The organism is uncultured Aquimarina sp. (assembly GCF_947492115.1).
GTDB lineage: Bacteria > Bacteroidota > Bacteroidia > Flavobacteriales > Flavobacteriaceae > Aquimarina.
In genome coordinates, this window is record NZ_CANLMM010000008.1 from 96,512 (window position 1) to 112,324 (window position 15,813).

The window sequence follows — 15,813 nt, forward strand, 5'->3', positions numbered from 1 at the left end:
GGATATTGGTTAAAATGATTGTGTTATATATGCTAAACAGTTGAATTAAGAATAACCCTAATTTGTTTTACCGATTATGTATATTTTTGAGATGTCGTTTTTTGAATCAAAAACTTACAGAGTATTCGATGAATTTTGAAATTTTATATGCATTTATCATAGCGACATTCGCGTTATCTATTTCTCCTGGACCAGATAATATTTATGTATTAATGCAAAGTATTGTAAATGGCAAAAAATATGGAATTGCAACTGTGATGGGTTTAATGACAGGATGTTTATTCCATACAACATTAGTTGCTTTTGGGGTTTCTGTGATTATTAAACAAAGCGAAGTCTTATTTTTTGTGATTAAACTGGCGGGAGCATTGTACCTGTTTTTTTTGGCGTATAAAGTTTGGAGAAGTAACGCTTCATTGCAATTCTCTTCAAGCAACATAGAAAAGAAAAGTTTAGGTCAATTATTTAAACAGGGATTTATCATGAACGTATTAAACCCTAAAGTTTCAATTTTCTTTTTAGCTTTCTTTCCAGGTTTTTTATTCAGTGATGAATTAAGTAATGTAATACAGTTTTATGTATTAGGGTTTCTGTTTATTCTGGTGTCCTTTATTGTTTTCGGAGGAATTGCAGTTATGGCGGGTTATATTTCCAATTATATAAAAGGGAGTTCCAAAATTGGAGTGTTTTTAAAATGGATGCAGATTGTAGTCTTTGTTGGAATTGGAATTTTTATCCTGTTTTCTGAAAAATAATCATATTTTTATACTCTTAATTGAATTTCTTTTAGACAGAAGCTCTTAAATGACTGAAAAAGTAAAAATTATTGAATGTCCAAGGGATGCTATGCAAGGCATTAAGGATTTTATTCCAACAGATAAAAAAGTGCAATACATCCAATCTTTATTACGATGTGGATTTGATACGATAGATTTTGGAAGTTTTGTTTCTCCAAAGGCGATCCCCCAGATGGTAGATACTGCAGAAGTACTTTCTAAATTAGATCTTTCAACAACTGAAAGTAAATTACTGGCAATTATAGCTAATGTGCGAGGAGCAAAAGATGCAGTACAGCATAAAGAAATAAATTATCTAGGATATCCTTTTTCTATATCAGAAAATTTTCAAATGCGTAACACGCATAAAACGATTGCACAGTCGGTAGAAACTTTACAAGAAATTCTTAATCTGGCGGATCAGGCTAATAAAAAAGTAGTAGCATATTTGTCTATGGGGTTTGGAAATCCTTATGGAGATCCATGGAATGTAGAAATAGTAGGGGAATGGACAGAAAAGTTGAGTCGTATGGGTGTAAAAATTTTATCGCTTTCCGATACTGTAGGAACCTCTAATCCCGAAACTATTGAGTATTTATACTCTAACTTAATTCCAAAGTATCCGGATATCGAGTTTGGGGCTCATTTACATACAACTCCAACAACATGGTTCGAGAAAGTAGATGCTGCCTATAAATCTGGTTGTCGAAGATTTGATGGCGCAATTCAAGGATTTGGAGGGTGTCCTATGGCAAAAGATGAGCTAACAGGAAATATGCCTACTGAACGAATGTTGTCTTATTTTACTACTGCCAAAGCAGATACGAATATAAAAACAATGAGTTTTGAAGCTTCTCATAATGAAGCAACCAAGATATTTACTAAGTACCATTAACTAACACTAACACACAGAAATGAAAAACATCTTAAAAAAAGTAGGGCTAGCTTTAATTGTTATATTAGTAATTATGCAATTTATTCGTCCTGATAGAAATGAGTCTGGCTATGAATCTGTTGCTTATTTCGAAATTGAAACCAAACCCACTTCGGAGATACAAGAGATTTTAAAGAGTAATTGCTACGATTGCCATAGTAACCAAACTATCTATCCTTGGTATGCTAATATAGCTCCCGTATCATATTGGTTAGCAAATCATATCGAAGAAGGAAAAGAACATTTTAATGTTTCAGAGTGGGAAACATATTCGGATAAAAAGAAGGATCATAAATTAGAAGAGTTGATCGAAGAAGTAGAAGAAGGTGAAATGCCTTTGCCATCTTATACTTGGACTCATGGAAATTTAGAGGATCAAGAAAAAGAGTTGCTAATCAATTGGGTTACAGCACTGCGAAAGAAATATAGTACAGATTAGTATATGCTTTAAAATACTATTAAAATTCCTGCCTAGTTTTACGAAATTGTTAAAACTTTAAATTTATTTAGATTTATTACAAATAAAGTTTGTAGAATATTTCTGTATGGATATATTTGCACCTCATTAACTATTTAAATTAAGTCTAAATAAAAAACAATGAAAATAAAAAATATAGCTAAAGTAATAGGTATAACAGGAGCAGTCTTTTTAGTCTCTTGTTCTTCGGATGATGATAATACTCCGGTTGTTCAGGTAGAAGCACCAGCAACCTATGTTTTTGAACGTGATGGACAAAGTACAGTAAGCTTTAGCGGACAAACTACTAGAATAGCAATGGCAGAAGCTATTATAGGTCAGTTTAAAAATACAACTACTACAGAAGCTATTGTGGATGCGATGTTTGATCATCAGGAAAATGCGGATGATTTCGAGGATGCTGCGCTAAATGCGTCTGATAAGAGTGTAAGAAATAAAACAGCTGCTTCTAGAGACTATTTTTCTTCTAATGCTACAGATGCAGCAGAAATTAAAGCGGATTTTGATGCCTGGATCAAAGGACAGATTGATGAGGTGTTTCCTAATTGGGCAGTAACAGCAACTGCTGGAAATGCTGGTGTTTTGCAAGAAGCTGGTGGAGGATCTGAGCGTTATGTAAATGCGAAAGGTTTAGAATACGATCAAGCTTTTACAAAAAGTTTGATAGGAGCTTTAATGACAGATCAGGCATTAAATAATTATTTAGGTACTGCTGTTTTGGATGAAGCAGATAATATTGCTAATAATGATAATGGAGTAGTAGCTGATGGTCAAGTATATACTACTATGGAACATAAATGGGATGAAGCATATGGGTATCTATACGGTGCGTCTGCAGATCCAGCAAATCCAAACCCAACTATTGGGGATGCGGATAGTTTCCTTAATAAATATATAGGTAGAGTAGAAGGGGATCCCGATTTTGCAGGAATCGCAGCAGAGATTTATGATGCACTTAAATTAGGTAGAGCAGCTATCGTAGCTAAGAATTATACAGTTAGAGATGCACAAGCAGCTATTGTAAAAGAAAAAGTTTCTGAGATTATCGGAATCAGAGCAGTATACTATTTACAGCAAGGTAAAAATGGTCTAGAAGCTGGAACAGTTGATTACGCAAGTGTTTTCCACGATTTATCTGAAGGATTTGGTTTTATCTATAGTCTTCAGTTTACCCAAAATCCTGCTACTAATCAACCTTATTTTAGTAAAACAGAGGTTGAAGTATTGTTGAACCAATTAATGGGAGCGACTAATGGTTTATGGGATGTAACTCCAACAACATTGGATTCATTGTCAGATACTATCGCTGCTAAATTTAGTTTTACAGTTGCTCAAGCAGGTAGTACGAACTAAACAATTCATAAATTATGAAAAAAAGAGGCGAAAGGTGAATAACATTTCGACCTCTTTTTTTACATTTGCACAGATTTATTAAGAATAAATAAAAATAAGATGAGGAAGTATTTGTTTTTGTCAGCGTTCGTGTTAGCTCTTTTTGTAGTTGCCTGTTCGTCTAGTGATGATGAAGGAGGAACTGTTGATAATTTTGATAGAGAAGCGATGTTAGAAAATATAGCAGATAATATTATAGTTCCTGCATATCAAAATTTTTCCTCTGATATGACAGCGCTAAAAACTGCTACATCAGATTTTGTAACTACCACAGATGAAGCTAATCTGGTATCTTTAAGAGAAGCTTGGTTAACAGCATACACTTCATGGCAATCGGTAAGCATGTATGAAATTGGAATGGCTGAAGCTATATCTTTCAGAAATTTCATGAATGTGTACCCAGTAAATACAGCTAATATAGAAAGTAATATCTCCTCTGGTTCTTATGATCTTTCTTCTATTAGCCAGCAGGATGAACAAGGATTTGGTGCTTTAGATTATTTAATAAATGGTGTTTCTGATTCGGATACTAATATCGTTGGAGTTTTTACCGATGCTACTGCAGGTGCTGATTATAAAGAATATCTTACCAATTTAGTAAATAGAATGGATGCATTAACATCTCAGGTGGTTACTGATTGGACTGCCAATTATAGAGATACTTTTGTGAATAATAGCGGATCTTCTGCTACTAGTTCGGTTGATAGAATTGTAAACGATTTTATTTTTCATTATGAAAAGCATCTAAGGGCTGGGAAAGTAGGTATTCCTGCAGGAGTATTTTCTGGATCTCCGCTGGAAGATAGAGTAGAAGGGTTTTATAAGGGAGATATTTCGAAAATGCTATTCAATGCTAATCTGGATGCCCTTCAGGACTTTTTTAACGGAGAGCATTTTACAAGTAGTACAACAGGACAAAGTCTTAAAACGTATTTAGATTTTCTTAATTCCATTAAAGATGGAGAAGATCTAAGTACTTTGATCAATAATCAGTTTAACGTTGCAAGAACGACAGCTACTAATTTAAATAATGATTTCTCTGAACAAGTAAGGACAAATAATAGTTTGATGCTTAATACTTATGATGAATTACAAAAGAACGTTGTATTGATCAAAGTAGATATGCTTCAGGCAATATCGGTTAATGTTGATTTTGTAGATGCCGATGGAGATTAAATTTATCTTCAGTATTGTATGATATATCGACGAAACGAATATTTAAAAAAATATACAGAGGCTGCACCACTTGCAGTCTTTCGTATTTTTTTTGGGTTAATGATGTTGATCAGTATTATTCGTTTTTGGAGTTATGGGTGGATAGATAAATTGTATATCAAGCCTACTTTTTTCTTTTCATACTATGGATTGGATTTTATAAAGCCAATCGGTAATTATACATATCTTATTTTTGGTGTTTGTGCTATAGCTAGTATTTGTGTAATGCTAGGATATCAATATAGAGTAGCAATTATTACCTTTTTTTTAAGTTTTACTTATATAGAGTTGATGGATAAGACCACCTATCTAAATCACTACTATTTTATAAGCATTCTTAGTTTCTTACTAATTTTTTTACCGGCAAATGCATACTATTCACTTGATGCTAAAATAAAAGGAAAGTCTTTTCAGAAAGTACCCGTTTGGACTATAGATGCCTTAAAATTACTGATAGGAATTGTGTATTTCTATGCAGGTTTGGCAAAACTCAATTCGGACTGGTTAGTACGTGCGATGCCTCTTAAAATTTGGCTTCCTTCTAAGTATGACATTCCTTTAATTGGAGATTTAATGCAGCAAGAATGGATGCATTATGTATTTAGTTATTCTGGTGCGATCTATGATCTTACTATTCCATTTCTTTTACTATTTAGAAAAACTAGAGTTGTGGCATTTGGTCTAGTTGTTATTTTTCATGTTTTAACCAGAGTACTTTTTCCGATAGGTATGTTCCCCTATATTATGATTGTTGGAGCTACCATTTTTTTTGGGGCACAAGTACACCATAGAATATTAGGTTGGATATCTAAAATAATGAAGATAAATAAAGACTATTTTGATAGTAATATATCTCTGGTTTTTACTCAAAATAAGACTAAAATAATTACCACTATACTAGGGTTGTTTTTTGTGATTCAATTACTTTTGCCGTTTCGATTTTTACTATATCCAGGAGAACTATTTTGGACCGAAGAAGGGTATCGTTTTTCTTGGAGAGTAATGCTTATGGAAAAAGCAGGATATGCTAATTTTAAAATTGTGAATGCTGAAACAGGCAAACGATTTTATGTGGATAATGATGATTTTTTAACCGCATTTCAGCAAAAACAAATGGCAACCCAGCCTGATTTTATTTTGGAGTATGCGCATTATCTAAAAGCACATTTCGAAAAACAAGGGCACCAAAATGTGCAAATATTTGTAGAAAGTTACGTAGCGCTTAACGGTCGGTTAAGTACTCAATATATCGATCCTAATGTGGATCTGGGAAAACAAAAAGAGTCATTTAAACATAAAACATGGATTATTCCATTTAAGGATGAAATTAAAGGATTGTAAAGTAGTTGTCTTTTTTTTACTTATAACAACTATTGTGTCGGGGCAGTATAGTATTAAAGGGGTTGTAAAAAATCAAAATAACCAACCTGTTCAGGGAGCTGAGGTTTATAATAGATCCAACGGTGATCAAACAGTTACTAGAAGCGATGGTAGTTTTGAACTTAATGATGTAGAACAAGGGGTTTGTTACCTATCTGTTTTTAGCTTTGATTATGAAATTTTAGAAAGACAAATTACCGTTTCTGATAATGTTGAAATTAGTCTGGTTTTACAACCATTAGGAGAAGAATTGTCAGAAGTGGTAATTACGCAACGTAGAGAAAAAGTTTTTGGACTCAAACAATTAAAACCAGTAGAAGGTACGGCTATTTACGCAGGTAAAAAAAGTGAGGTAGTTTTATTAAGTAATGTACAAGGTAATTTAGCATCCAATAATACTAGACAGATTTATGCACAAGTAGCAGGATTGAATATCTATGAAAATAGTGTTGGTGGATTACAGCTAAATATTGGTGGTAGAGGATTGGATCCTAATCGTACTTCTAATTTTAATACACGACAAAATGGATATGATATTAGTGCAGATGTATTAGGCTATCCAGAAAGTTACTACACACCCCCTGCAGAGGCTATTGAGGAAATACAGGTTGTTCGTGGGGCTGCTTCGCTTCAATATGGTACGCAGTTTGGTGGTTTGTTGAATTTTAAAATGAAGAAACCAAATCAGAATAAAAAGATCGAATTGATTTCTCGACAAACATTAGGCTCTTATAATTTGTTTACTAGTTTTAATAGTTTAGGTGGCACCGTTGGTAAGTTTAGTTACTACACTTATTTTAATTACAAAAGAGGAGATGGTTTTAGACCTAATTCCGAGTTTGATTCTAAAAATGTTTATGCGCATTTGGGATATCAATTTTCTGATAGAACTAAATTAATTGGTGAGTTTACGTATTTAGATTATTTAGCGCAGCAACCTGGCGGTTTAACGGATACCCAGTTTAATATAGATCCTACGTTTAGTAATAGAACTAGAAATTGGTTTGATGTTAATTGGAAGTTATTTTCCTTAAAGTTAGAGCATCAATTTTCGGATAAGACGGATTTTAGCATTAATCTATTTGGATTAGATGCGTCTAGATCTGCTGTTGGTTTTAGAGGAATTCCAGGGAGTTTAAATACAAATCCTATTACAGACGTAGATGAAGTAGATGGAGAGGGTAATTTTGTAAACTCCAGAGATCTTATCGTAGACAATTTTAAAAATTGGGGTGCAGAGGCTAGATTGTTAACTAGGTATAGTTTATTGGATACAGAGTCTGTATTCTTAATAGGATCAAAATATTATCAGGCTTTGAATGATTCCAGACAAGGATCTGGAGGACTTGGGTCAGGACCAGATTTTAATTTCCAAGATGAAACTTTTCCAGATTACCCAAATCAATCTTCTTTTGATTTTCCAAATTTAAATGCATCGGTTTTTGGAGAGAACATATTTAAATTTTCAGATAAGTTGTCTCTTACGCCAGGATTTAGATTTGAATATATTAAAACAGAAAGTGAAGGAAGTTTTAATAACGTAATATTTGATAATGCTGGAAATCCAATTTCTAATACAGAAGAAACCGATAATAGAGATTTGGAAAGATCTTTTTTTCTTTTTGGAATAGGATCTAGTTATAAATTAAATAACTCTTTAGAAATATATGCAAATGTATCACAGAATTATAGATCTATTACATTTAGTGATATTAGAGTGGTGAGTCCTACTTTTAGGGTAGATCCTAATATTGGAGATGAAGAAGGGTTTACGGCGGACGTTGGGTTTAGAGGTAGATTAAACAATATGCTATCTTATGATATAAGTGTTTTTGGGTTAGTGTATGATGATAGAATTGGTATTGTGTTTAATGATAGAGCAGAGCGCGTAAGAGGAAATATTGGAGATGCTTTTATTTATGGACTGGAGAGTTTTGTGGATTGGAATATTTGGAATACGTTCTCTGCTGATAATGAGAATTACAGATTGAGTTTGTTTGCTAATACTTCATTAACCACATCCGAGTATACTGCATCGGATCTTGCTGGTGTAGAAGGTAATAAAGTAGAGTTTATACCAGAGGTGAATCTTAAAACAGGATTGAAATTCGGTTACAAGAATTTTCTTTCTAGTCTTCAGTATACTTATGTTTCCGAGCAGTTTACAGATGTTTCTAATGCTTCTGCAGCCTTAGATGGAGACAGTAGAAATGGTATTATAGGAACAATACCAGCATATTCAATTTTAGACCTTTCATTATCATATACCTATAAAATGTTTAAACTAGAAACAGGTATTAATAATCTGTTAGATGAAAGTTATTTTACACAAAGAGCTACTGGATATCCAGGACCAGGAATTATTCCTTCAGAGCCTTTAACTTGGTATGCTACTTTGCAGTTTAAGTGGTAATTTATATAGTATTTAACGTTTGTTTACTTGTATAATTAACTTTTGTTCAATTAATTAATCCTAATTAAATCAATACATTTGCTCAAAACCAACATTATGAAGGAGTTTGAAGGATATGACAACATGATGGCAGAGTATTATACTTCTGTTCCATCTCTTATTTTGCCACTTACGAGTTGGGAATTTTACAGTGAGCACAATTGGTTTTTACAAAATTTTAAAAGCGACCTTGATAATCTAAACAAGATTACTAAGAAATGGGATTTTGAAAATGTATATCATAATGAATTGGTTCATAAAAAATCTGTGATTGTCATTACAAATCCGGATCTTCAAATTGTATATGCTACTCGTAATATAGAGAAGATGAGTGGTTATACTCCAGAAGAAGTGATCGGAAATTCGCCTAAAATGTTTCAAGGGGAGCAAACCGATCATACCATTTCCAAAACTATTCGACAAGCTATAGACAATGAAGAATCTTTTGAAGTATCAATTGTAAATTACAAGAAAGATAGATCTACTTATTTATGTCATATCAAAGGATATCCAGTAAGAGATAAGAAAGGTAGATTGATTAATTATATCGCTTTTGAGCAGGCTGCTTAATATTTCATTTTATTCGGCTTATGCAACCCTCACATTCTTACAGAAATTAAGTTTTATAGAAAAAATGCGAGTTTAAAACAGTCTTTGTTTGTTTTAAACTCACATCAGTAAATTATTATGTTGTCTCTAATTATTGAATTTTATTAATTTTAATTGCTAGCTCTTTTAGGATAAGGAGGTCTTTTGTATTCTTTTGGTGGATTGTTTTTCAACTCTTTTAAAACCACCTCTATCGCTTTCTCTAATTGAGGATCTTTTCCTTTAATTACTTCAGATGGTAATTGATCCACTTCGATATCTGGAGCTACTCCAACATTTTCTACAATAAATCCATCTTCTGTCCAGATGGCAACATTTGGAGCGGTGACACTGGCGCCGTCGATGAATTCTGGAAATCCCAAAACACCAACTAAACCACCCCAAGTTCGTTTACCAACCATTTGTCCAACTTTAAATTTTCTGAACATCCATGGTAACATATCTCCACCAGATCCAGCAGTTTCATCGATGATCATAACTTTAGGCCCTTGAATGGAAGCACTAGGAGTCTTTAGATCCTTACCATATCTAAAATTCCAATGCGATTGGTAAGGGTTTAGTAATAGATTTATATAATAATCTGCTATTTGTCCACCACCATTAAAACGTTCGTCAATGATAATAGCTTTTTTATTTGCCTGCGGAAAGAAATATCTCTTAAAGTATTCATGACCAGCTCCTGCTGTATTAGGAACATAAACATAAGCTACTTGTCCATTGGTGGCCTCATGAACCTTTTTGAGGTTACCTTCCACCCAATCGCGATTTCGTAATCTGTATTCATTTTCTATAGGAGTTACTTTTACTACTCTAGAGTCTTTATAACTAGCATTTGGTCCAACAGTAATTTCAGTGATTTTGTTGGCTGTATTTTCAAAGACGCTAAATAGATTTATAGTACTTTCTACATTTTTTCCGTTTACCGCTAATAAATAATCGCCTTCATTAACTAATACACCAGGTTCTGTTAATGGAGATCTTAAATTAGGATTCCAATTTAAACCACCATAAATTTTCTTGAACCGATATCTGTTATTTTTTATTTCATAATCTGCTCCCAAAAGACCACCAGGAATTCTTTTTGGGTTGTTTAACCTTTCTCCACCTCCTTGGAGTCTATGATGTCCTACAGATAGTTCACTACACATCCATTGTATGACTCTATTAAGATCATTTCTACATGATAAATGTGGTAAAAATTGTTCGTACTTTTTCTTCATACCTTTCCAATCAGAACCATGCATTCCCGGATCATAAAAATAATCTCTATTTATCCTCCAGGCTTCTTCAAATATATTTTTCCATTCCTTAGTTGGATTCATTTTCACCTCTATACCATCAACTTTTAAAATACCTTCTCCAGCTTTTGGTTTTTTTCCTGTGTCTGTGATTCCCCAAGTATCTCTTTTTTGATAAAGCATTTTTTTACCGTTTGCAGAAATAACATAATCGTCCAGATCCATAACTTTAGAATCCTTACGTTCTTTTAGATCATATTGATGAAGGGAAGAAGGTGCGGAACGATCTAATGGGTTCCAAGAAACATATAATATTTTGTGAGCTTCACCAGAATCTAATCCATAATAATTACCAGCTCGTATTGGAAGATCAATGATTCGATTTTGAATACCATCTAGATCAATTTTTAATAATTTTTCTGTCTCTTCACTTTCTGATGAGTTTTCTTCTTCTTTGGATTCTTCTTCGTCACTTTCTTTCGCAAAAGGAGAGATAATATCTTTTCTAAGTGTAGTTAGATAAATGGAGTTTGTAGAATTCATATCCTGATTAGACTGATCAAACCAGTTTACAACAGGTCCAGCATCTGTAGAAGCAAAGAAATAAATATAATCTCCACTAGGATCAAACACTGGATTGGAGGCATTGCTTAATCCATCACTTATAGGATAGGATTTAGAATCTTGTAGATGATATAAAAATACTTGCTCAAAATTAGAATCTATGATTTTTGTATACAAAATCCAATTAGAATCATTCGACCAATCTCCAAATAGGTTTCTAAAAGGACCAGGAACATAATATTCATCGTTGGCAATTTTAGAAACTTTTTTAGAATCAATATCTAAAATGTATAAATTTCTACCATTATCTGAAAAGCTTATTTTTTTGCTATCTGGTGACCAATTGGTGAAAGCATAAAATCCAGTGCCAGGTATTGTAAACTTTTTTAAATCACCTTTACCATCTTGTGATTTAATGTGTAATTCATATTCTCCCGAATTATCTGAGAAATAGGCGATGTGTTTTCCATTTGGAGACCACGCAGGATATTTCTCATGACTTCCAGGGCTTTGGGTTAGATTTCTTGGATCACCTTTACTTTCAGGAACTGTTATGATTTCTCCTCTATAATCAAAAACAGCTCGCTTTCCGGAAGGAGATATTTCTGCAGAACGAACATATCTGGAACCATTTACATAGCGTTCTCGTAATTCTAAAAGATCTGTTGAGATTCCTATTCTTAATTTTGAAACTGCTTTAGTGTTGATGTCATAGGTATGTAGATAGCCAGCTTGTTCAAAAATTATTTTGTTATTCCCTAAATCTGCATTAATAATTGGAAACTGATCAAATTTGGTTAATTGTTCTATGTTTTTGGAACCTACATCGTATGAAAATAAATTAAATTCGCCATTTCGATCACTTAAGAAGAATACGGTGTTATTTACCCACATAGGTTGTACATCGTTACTTCCTCCCTTGGGTTGAGGAATTTTAACAATAGATTTGTCTTTAAACGAAAACAACCAAATATTAGCAGTTGTACCTCCTCTGTAGTTTTTCCATTGCTGAAAACGTTCTCTTATCGGAGTGTACGCCATATACTGACCATCTGGAGAATACGTGGCATGCCAAGCGTTTGGTATTTCTAGCTCATTAGGAAAACCTCCGTTAACTGGAATAGTATAAAGTTTTGAATATCTATTTGTATGAATAGCTCTTTGAGAATTGAATAATATCGAGGAACCATCAGGAGTAAAACCTAAAACCATATCCCTTGTTGGATGCCAAGTGAGTCTTTTCGGAATTCCTCCTTCTATAGGAATGGTAAACACATCGATATTACCATCATATTCTGCATTAAAAGCAATAATCTTACCGTCAGGTGAAAAGACAGGATTGGATTCGATTCCTTTGTCTATAGTTAATCTTCGTGGTTGAGAACCATCTGATTTGGCAATCCAAAGATCTTCTGCATATATAAAAGCAATATGGGATTGACTTATTGCAGGTGTATGCAACATTCTGGTATCTTTAGGATCTGTAGAATAAGATTTAAAGGAACATAAAAACGCTACAAAGAATACTTTGTAAAAAGCTGAATTTAATTTTTTCATGAGTGATGATTGATGATAATTTATGTGATTTGTGAATAACGAATGATGAAATTAAGTTTTTATCAATTGGTTTTTGTTAATCAAAATTTAAAATAATCAAGTTTGCAATTATTTTATAATGTAATTGCTGCAAAATAATAGTTTCATAGGTTTTTAGTGCAGACCCTTTAAGGTCGGTAAAGGATGTGTCTTTGTTAGGTTGAAAATTCCGCAAACTGTTATTCGTTAGTTTGTTAATCTGCTGTTAAAGATGTTTTAGTAGTGTAACAATCTTTGATTTCTGGTCGTCTTATAAACATAAATCAATAAAAACGAATAGAATGAAAAAATTAAATGTTATGCTGTTAGCAGTGGCTTTCGCAATCAGTAGTGTTGCAAGCGCGAGTACAAAACCAACAAAATCAGAAACTAATTTCACAAGCGAAATTAAAGAATTGTTAGAAAATCCATCTTTCAAGGTAGAAGATGAAATCGAAGCTAGCGTTACCTTTACCTTAAACAACAAAGGTGAAATTGTAGTGTTATCTGTAGATTCTGATAGCAATATTGTAGAAGGTTTTATTAAGAGCAGATTAAACTATCAGAAGTTAGAAGCTAAACCTGCAACGGGTGTTAAATTCTATACAATGCCAGTGAGAGTAGTTGCTTCTTAAAAAGTAAATAGTATAAAGTTAAAATCCCGGATTCATCACCCGGGATTTTTTATTTTCCAGTAATATAATGAATACTTACTGTCGCAAGGTCTGAATCCGGAAATTTAGAAAAATAATCCTGATGACTATGCAAACCAACTTCATTTATAATTTTTAGAAAAGAACTTATTTCTAAAATATATTGATCAGAAAAACCATGAGTTGCATCATAAGCAGTAGCGGCAGTTCGTCCTATGTTTTTCGAGGTTAATTCTGGCGGAATTGTATGAAGCTCTATAACAATAAGCCCAAATTTCGCAATATGAGGTTCCCATTTTTTGAAATGATCTTTTAGATTTCTTTCCACATCGTTATTAGATAATAATTTTCCTCTATAAGCAAATGCTCCAGTTGATAGACTTGGATTATCTAACTGAGCGAGAGGTTCGCTCCAAATTCGATTATGATCCAAAAAGGTTCTTACAGAAAGTAAGTCTTTGAGGGCAATTTTATAATTTTCGTTTAGATCTTTTTCTAATAGATCAGGATCACTAATATCACCCCAGATTACCTTGGCCCAGATATCCGCCTGGATGAGGTTTGCTCGTGTGACTTTTAACGCGGCTTTATTATAATCTGCACCTACTAAAAATAAAGGATGATCATCGAGATGTTTCCCTCTTAAGGTTTTGGTAGCAATAATGTCAAAAAGATGAATTAAAAAAGCGCCATTACCACAGCCCATATCTAGAATCCCTTTAGGCTGTTCATCTAGAGGTTTATTAAATAAACGAATAATAATTTCGTCGATCTTTTTAAAATAAGTAGAATGGGCACCGCCGCTTCCCCAGACGTTCATTTCTCGATCTACATGAGTTTCATCGGTATCTTTTTCAGTATTCCATAAAATAGTTGGATCTCCCAATAGCAGTTGATCCATTTGTCGAAACATTGGGATATAAGAAACCGTTACTCCATAGGCAGTTGCTCTTTTAGCAAAAAATAAACCTTTATTGGTAAAAGTGTAATTGTCATTATTTTTACTAAACCATCCTAAATTCGCTAAAAATGTAAGGATCGTATCAAAGCTTTCTGGAAACTTATGGTACTCATCTGCACTGAAGGAAGCTTCCATAAAGTATTTATGAAACATACCTCCCATACCTAAATGAACAATAGTAGGACCAACTAGAATTCCTTCGATGTGTTTTAGGATTTGTTTTTGTATAGTTTTGGTAGTCTCATTTTCGGAAAGTTGAATGTTAAAGGAGTTTTTAAATTCCTGAAATAGATTCTCGAGTTTGCGGAAAGGTTCTAATTCGAATTTTCGATGATGAAACTTTCCTGAATATGCTAGAAGATCGACAACACCTTCGTATAATTTGAAATGTTCAAAGGCTATTTTGGTATTTTCGTTTACAGAAATAAAGGGAATAGTATCTATGATAGTATAGTCTAACCATCCTTGTGAAGATAACATTCTAAGGGCTACATTAATATATCCCGAATTGCCTTTAAAATGTTCTGAGATTTCTACTACTGATAACTTAGAATGATCAAGAATGTAGTCTGTAAGACCATTTTTTAAGAGAGAATACGCTACTGGAGCGATAGTTATTCCGTCTAAATGTCTAAATAATTCTTCTCGGAATGTTTGCTTTTCCTGTTTTGTTAGCATAGATACTTAATTGGTGTATGTTTGAGTTTATTGATAGCATTGAGATACACAAATTAAGCATTTATTTCATAAGTTGCTATTACCTTGTCTTATTTAGAAGAAGGTGGTTTTGGTTTTTTTTCGGGCATAGGACCTCGTAAATGAATAATAAGTCCATTGAGAAAATTACGTAGAATTTGATCTCCACATTCCATATATTTAGGGTGGTTTTCATTTCTAAAAATAGCACCCAATTCGCTTTTGGAAACTTTAAAATCAACCAAAGCACAAATTTTTACGATTTCATCATCACGTAGTTTGTGAGCTACTCGTAATTTCTTAAAAATATCATTGTTTGTTAAACCCATAAGACAAAGGTACTTTTTTAATTGACTTCAAAAAAGATATCCTTCTATGTTTCATAACAAATATGTTTATAAGATATTTGTACTCTTTAAATTTTAGAAAATATATGTATACCAAGGAGGAGAAATTGAGTTTGTTATCAGAGATGATTGAGTTTGCAAAAGCGGATAAAGAAATTAAAGATGAGGAGTATAATTTTATATTGGCAGTAGCTTCGCAATTGAATGTTACCGAAGAGGAAATAGGGTATTTGGTAAGAAACAATGCAGAGAAAAAGAACTTGCAGCCAGAATCCCAGAGAATACTTCAGTTTCATAGGTTGGTGTTGTTAATGAATGTTGATCAGGAAACCAATCCTGCAGAAATAGATAAAATAAGAGAAATGGGATTGCATATGGGATTAAGGGCAGAAGCTATTGATACCGTTTTAAAAGAAATGCATAAGTATCCAAATAAGGTGATTCCTCCGAATGAATTGATTGCTATTTTTTCGAGATTCTATAACTAGAGAGGAAAAATAAACTTCTTATAGCTAACCTTCAGTGATCATCTGAAGGTTTTTT

At 33.1% G+C, this 15,813-nt stretch carries 13 protein-coding genes; 10 read left to right on the plus strand and 3 right to left on the minus strand.

The features are described from left to right. Positions 1–128 precede the first annotated feature (128 nt). From Q1A73_RS20255 to Q1A73_RS20290, 8 genes are all read left to right on the plus strand, one after another. Positions 129–755: a LysE family translocator gene (locus Q1A73_RS20255; protein WP_299609398.1), complete on the plus strand. Its 627-nt coding sequence runs from the start codon at positions 129–131 to the stop codon at positions 753–755. A gap of 49 nt (positions 756–804) precedes the next feature. Then, a complete protein-coding gene (locus tag Q1A73_RS20260) occupies positions 805–1,671 on the plus strand; it encodes a hydroxymethylglutaryl-CoA lyase (RefSeq protein ID WP_299609400.1) in 867 nt (288 codons plus the stop codon). Between the two features lie 19 nt (positions 1,672–1,690). Further along, positions 1,691–2,149, plus strand: coding sequence for a heme-binding domain-containing protein (locus Q1A73_RS20265; protein WP_299609402.1), 459 nt, complete (start codon positions 1,691–1,693; stop codon positions 2,147–2,149). A gap of 159 nt (positions 2,150–2,308) precedes the next feature. Beyond that, the gene (locus Q1A73_RS20270; RefSeq protein ID WP_299609405.1) at positions 2,309–3,541 is read left to right on the plus strand and encodes a DUF4856 domain-containing protein; all 1,233 of its coding nucleotides are present in this window, start codon (positions 2,309–2,311) and stop codon (positions 3,539–3,541) included. A gap of 99 nt (positions 3,542–3,640) precedes the next feature. Then, the gene (locus Q1A73_RS20275; RefSeq protein ID WP_299609408.1) at positions 3,641–4,756 is read left to right on the plus strand and encodes an imelysin family protein; all 1,116 of its coding nucleotides are present in this window, start codon (positions 3,641–3,643) and stop codon (positions 4,754–4,756) included. A gap of 18 nt (positions 4,757–4,774) precedes the next feature. Beyond that, entirely contained in the window at positions 4,775–6,136 is a 1,362-nt protein-coding gene (locus Q1A73_RS20280) for an HTTM domain-containing protein (protein ID WP_299609411.1), read from the plus strand. Continuing rightward, complete coding sequence (locus tag Q1A73_RS20285) at positions 6,117–8,588, plus strand: TonB-dependent receptor (protein WP_299609414.1); 2,472 nt, start codon at positions 6,117–6,119, stop codon at positions 8,586–8,588. The genes Q1A73_RS20280 and Q1A73_RS20285 overlap by 20 nt, the downstream gene beginning before the upstream one ends. 96 nt (positions 8,589–8,684) lie before the next feature. After that, entirely contained in the window at positions 8,685–9,197 is a 513-nt protein-coding gene (locus Q1A73_RS20290; protein ID WP_299609418.1) for a PAS domain-containing protein, read from the plus strand. 149 nt (positions 9,198–9,346) lie between these two features. Here Q1A73_RS20290 and Q1A73_RS20295 read toward each other — a convergent pair whose 3' ends face one another. Further along, a complete protein-coding gene (locus tag Q1A73_RS20295) occupies positions 9,347–12,595 on the minus strand; it encodes a S41 family peptidase (RefSeq protein WP_299609420.1) in 3,249 nt (1,082 codons plus the stop codon). A 320-nt stretch (positions 12,596–12,915) separates the two neighbouring features. On the opposite strand from Q1A73_RS20295, the gene Q1A73_RS20300 reads away from it, so the two are divergent. Then, positions 12,916–13,248, plus strand: a complete 333-nt coding sequence (locus tag Q1A73_RS20300) for a hypothetical protein (protein WP_299609423.1) — start codon at positions 12,916–12,918, stop codon at positions 13,246–13,248. A 49-nt stretch (positions 13,249–13,297) separates the two neighbouring features. Here Q1A73_RS20300 and Q1A73_RS20305 read toward each other — a convergent pair whose 3' ends face one another. Further along, the gene (locus tag Q1A73_RS20305) at positions 13,298–14,905 is read right to left on the minus strand and encodes a class I SAM-dependent methyltransferase (protein WP_299609425.1); all 1,608 of its coding nucleotides are present in this window, start codon (positions 14,903–14,905) and stop codon (positions 13,298–13,300) included. An 89-nt stretch (positions 14,906–14,994) separates the two neighbouring features. Continuing rightward, entirely contained in the window at positions 14,995–15,252 is a 258-nt protein-coding gene (locus Q1A73_RS20310; RefSeq protein ID WP_299609428.1) for a DUF1456 family protein, read from the minus strand. 104 nt (positions 15,253–15,356) lie between these two features. On the opposite strand from Q1A73_RS20310, the gene Q1A73_RS20315 reads away from it, so the two are divergent. Beyond that, positions 15,357–15,758: a TerB family tellurite resistance protein gene (locus tag Q1A73_RS20315; RefSeq protein ID WP_299609431.1), complete on the plus strand. Its 402-nt coding sequence runs from the start codon at positions 15,357–15,359 to the stop codon at positions 15,756–15,758. Positions 15,759–15,813 lie beyond the last annotated feature (55 nt).

What these genes read in the sequence shown, in the direction of transcription:
- Q1A73_RS20285 (WP_299609414.1), top strand. Translation starts at nt 6,117, where the DNA reads ATGAAATTAAAGGATTGTAAAGTAGTTGTCTTTTTTTTACTTATAACA.
- Q1A73_RS20310 (WP_299609428.1), bottom strand. Translation starts at nt 15,252, where the DNA reads ATGGGTTTAACAAACAATGATATTTTTAAGAAATTACGAGTAGCTCAC.
- Q1A73_RS20290 (WP_299609418.1), top strand. Translation starts at nt 8,685, where the DNA reads ATGAAGGAGTTTGAAGGATATGACAACATGATGGCAGAGTATTATACT.
- Q1A73_RS20305 (WP_299609425.1), bottom strand. Translation starts at nt 14,905, where the DNA reads ATGCTAACAAAACAGGAAAAGCAAACATTCCGAGAAGAATTATTTAGA.
- Q1A73_RS20260 (WP_299609400.1), top strand. Translation starts at nt 805, where the DNA reads ATGACTGAAAAAGTAAAAATTATTGAATGTCCAAGGGATGCTATGCAA.
- Q1A73_RS20280 (WP_299609411.1), top strand. Translation starts at nt 4,775, where the DNA reads ATGATATATCGACGAAACGAATATTTAAAAAAATATACAGAGGCTGCA.
- Q1A73_RS20295 (WP_299609420.1), bottom strand. Translation starts at nt 12,595, where the DNA reads ATGAAAAAATTAAATTCAGCTTTTTACAAAGTATTCTTTGTAGCGTTT.
- Q1A73_RS20255 (WP_299609398.1), top strand. Translation starts at nt 129, where the DNA reads ATGAATTTTGAAATTTTATATGCATTTATCATAGCGACATTCGCGTTA.
- Q1A73_RS20300 (WP_299609423.1), top strand. Translation starts at nt 12,916, where the DNA reads ATGAAAAAATTAAATGTTATGCTGTTAGCAGTGGCTTTCGCAATCAGT.
- Q1A73_RS20270 (WP_299609405.1), top strand. Translation starts at nt 2,309, where the DNA reads ATGAAAATAAAAAATATAGCTAAAGTAATAGGTATAACAGGAGCAGTC.
- Q1A73_RS20265 (WP_299609402.1), top strand. Translation starts at nt 1,691, where the DNA reads ATGAAAAACATCTTAAAAAAAGTAGGGCTAGCTTTAATTGTTATATTA.
- Q1A73_RS20315 (WP_299609431.1), top strand. Translation starts at nt 15,357, where the DNA reads ATGTATACCAAGGAGGAGAAATTGAGTTTGTTATCAGAGATGATTGAG.
- Q1A73_RS20275 (WP_299609408.1), top strand. Translation starts at nt 3,641, where the DNA reads ATGAGGAAGTATTTGTTTTTGTCAGCGTTCGTGTTAGCTCTTTTTGTA.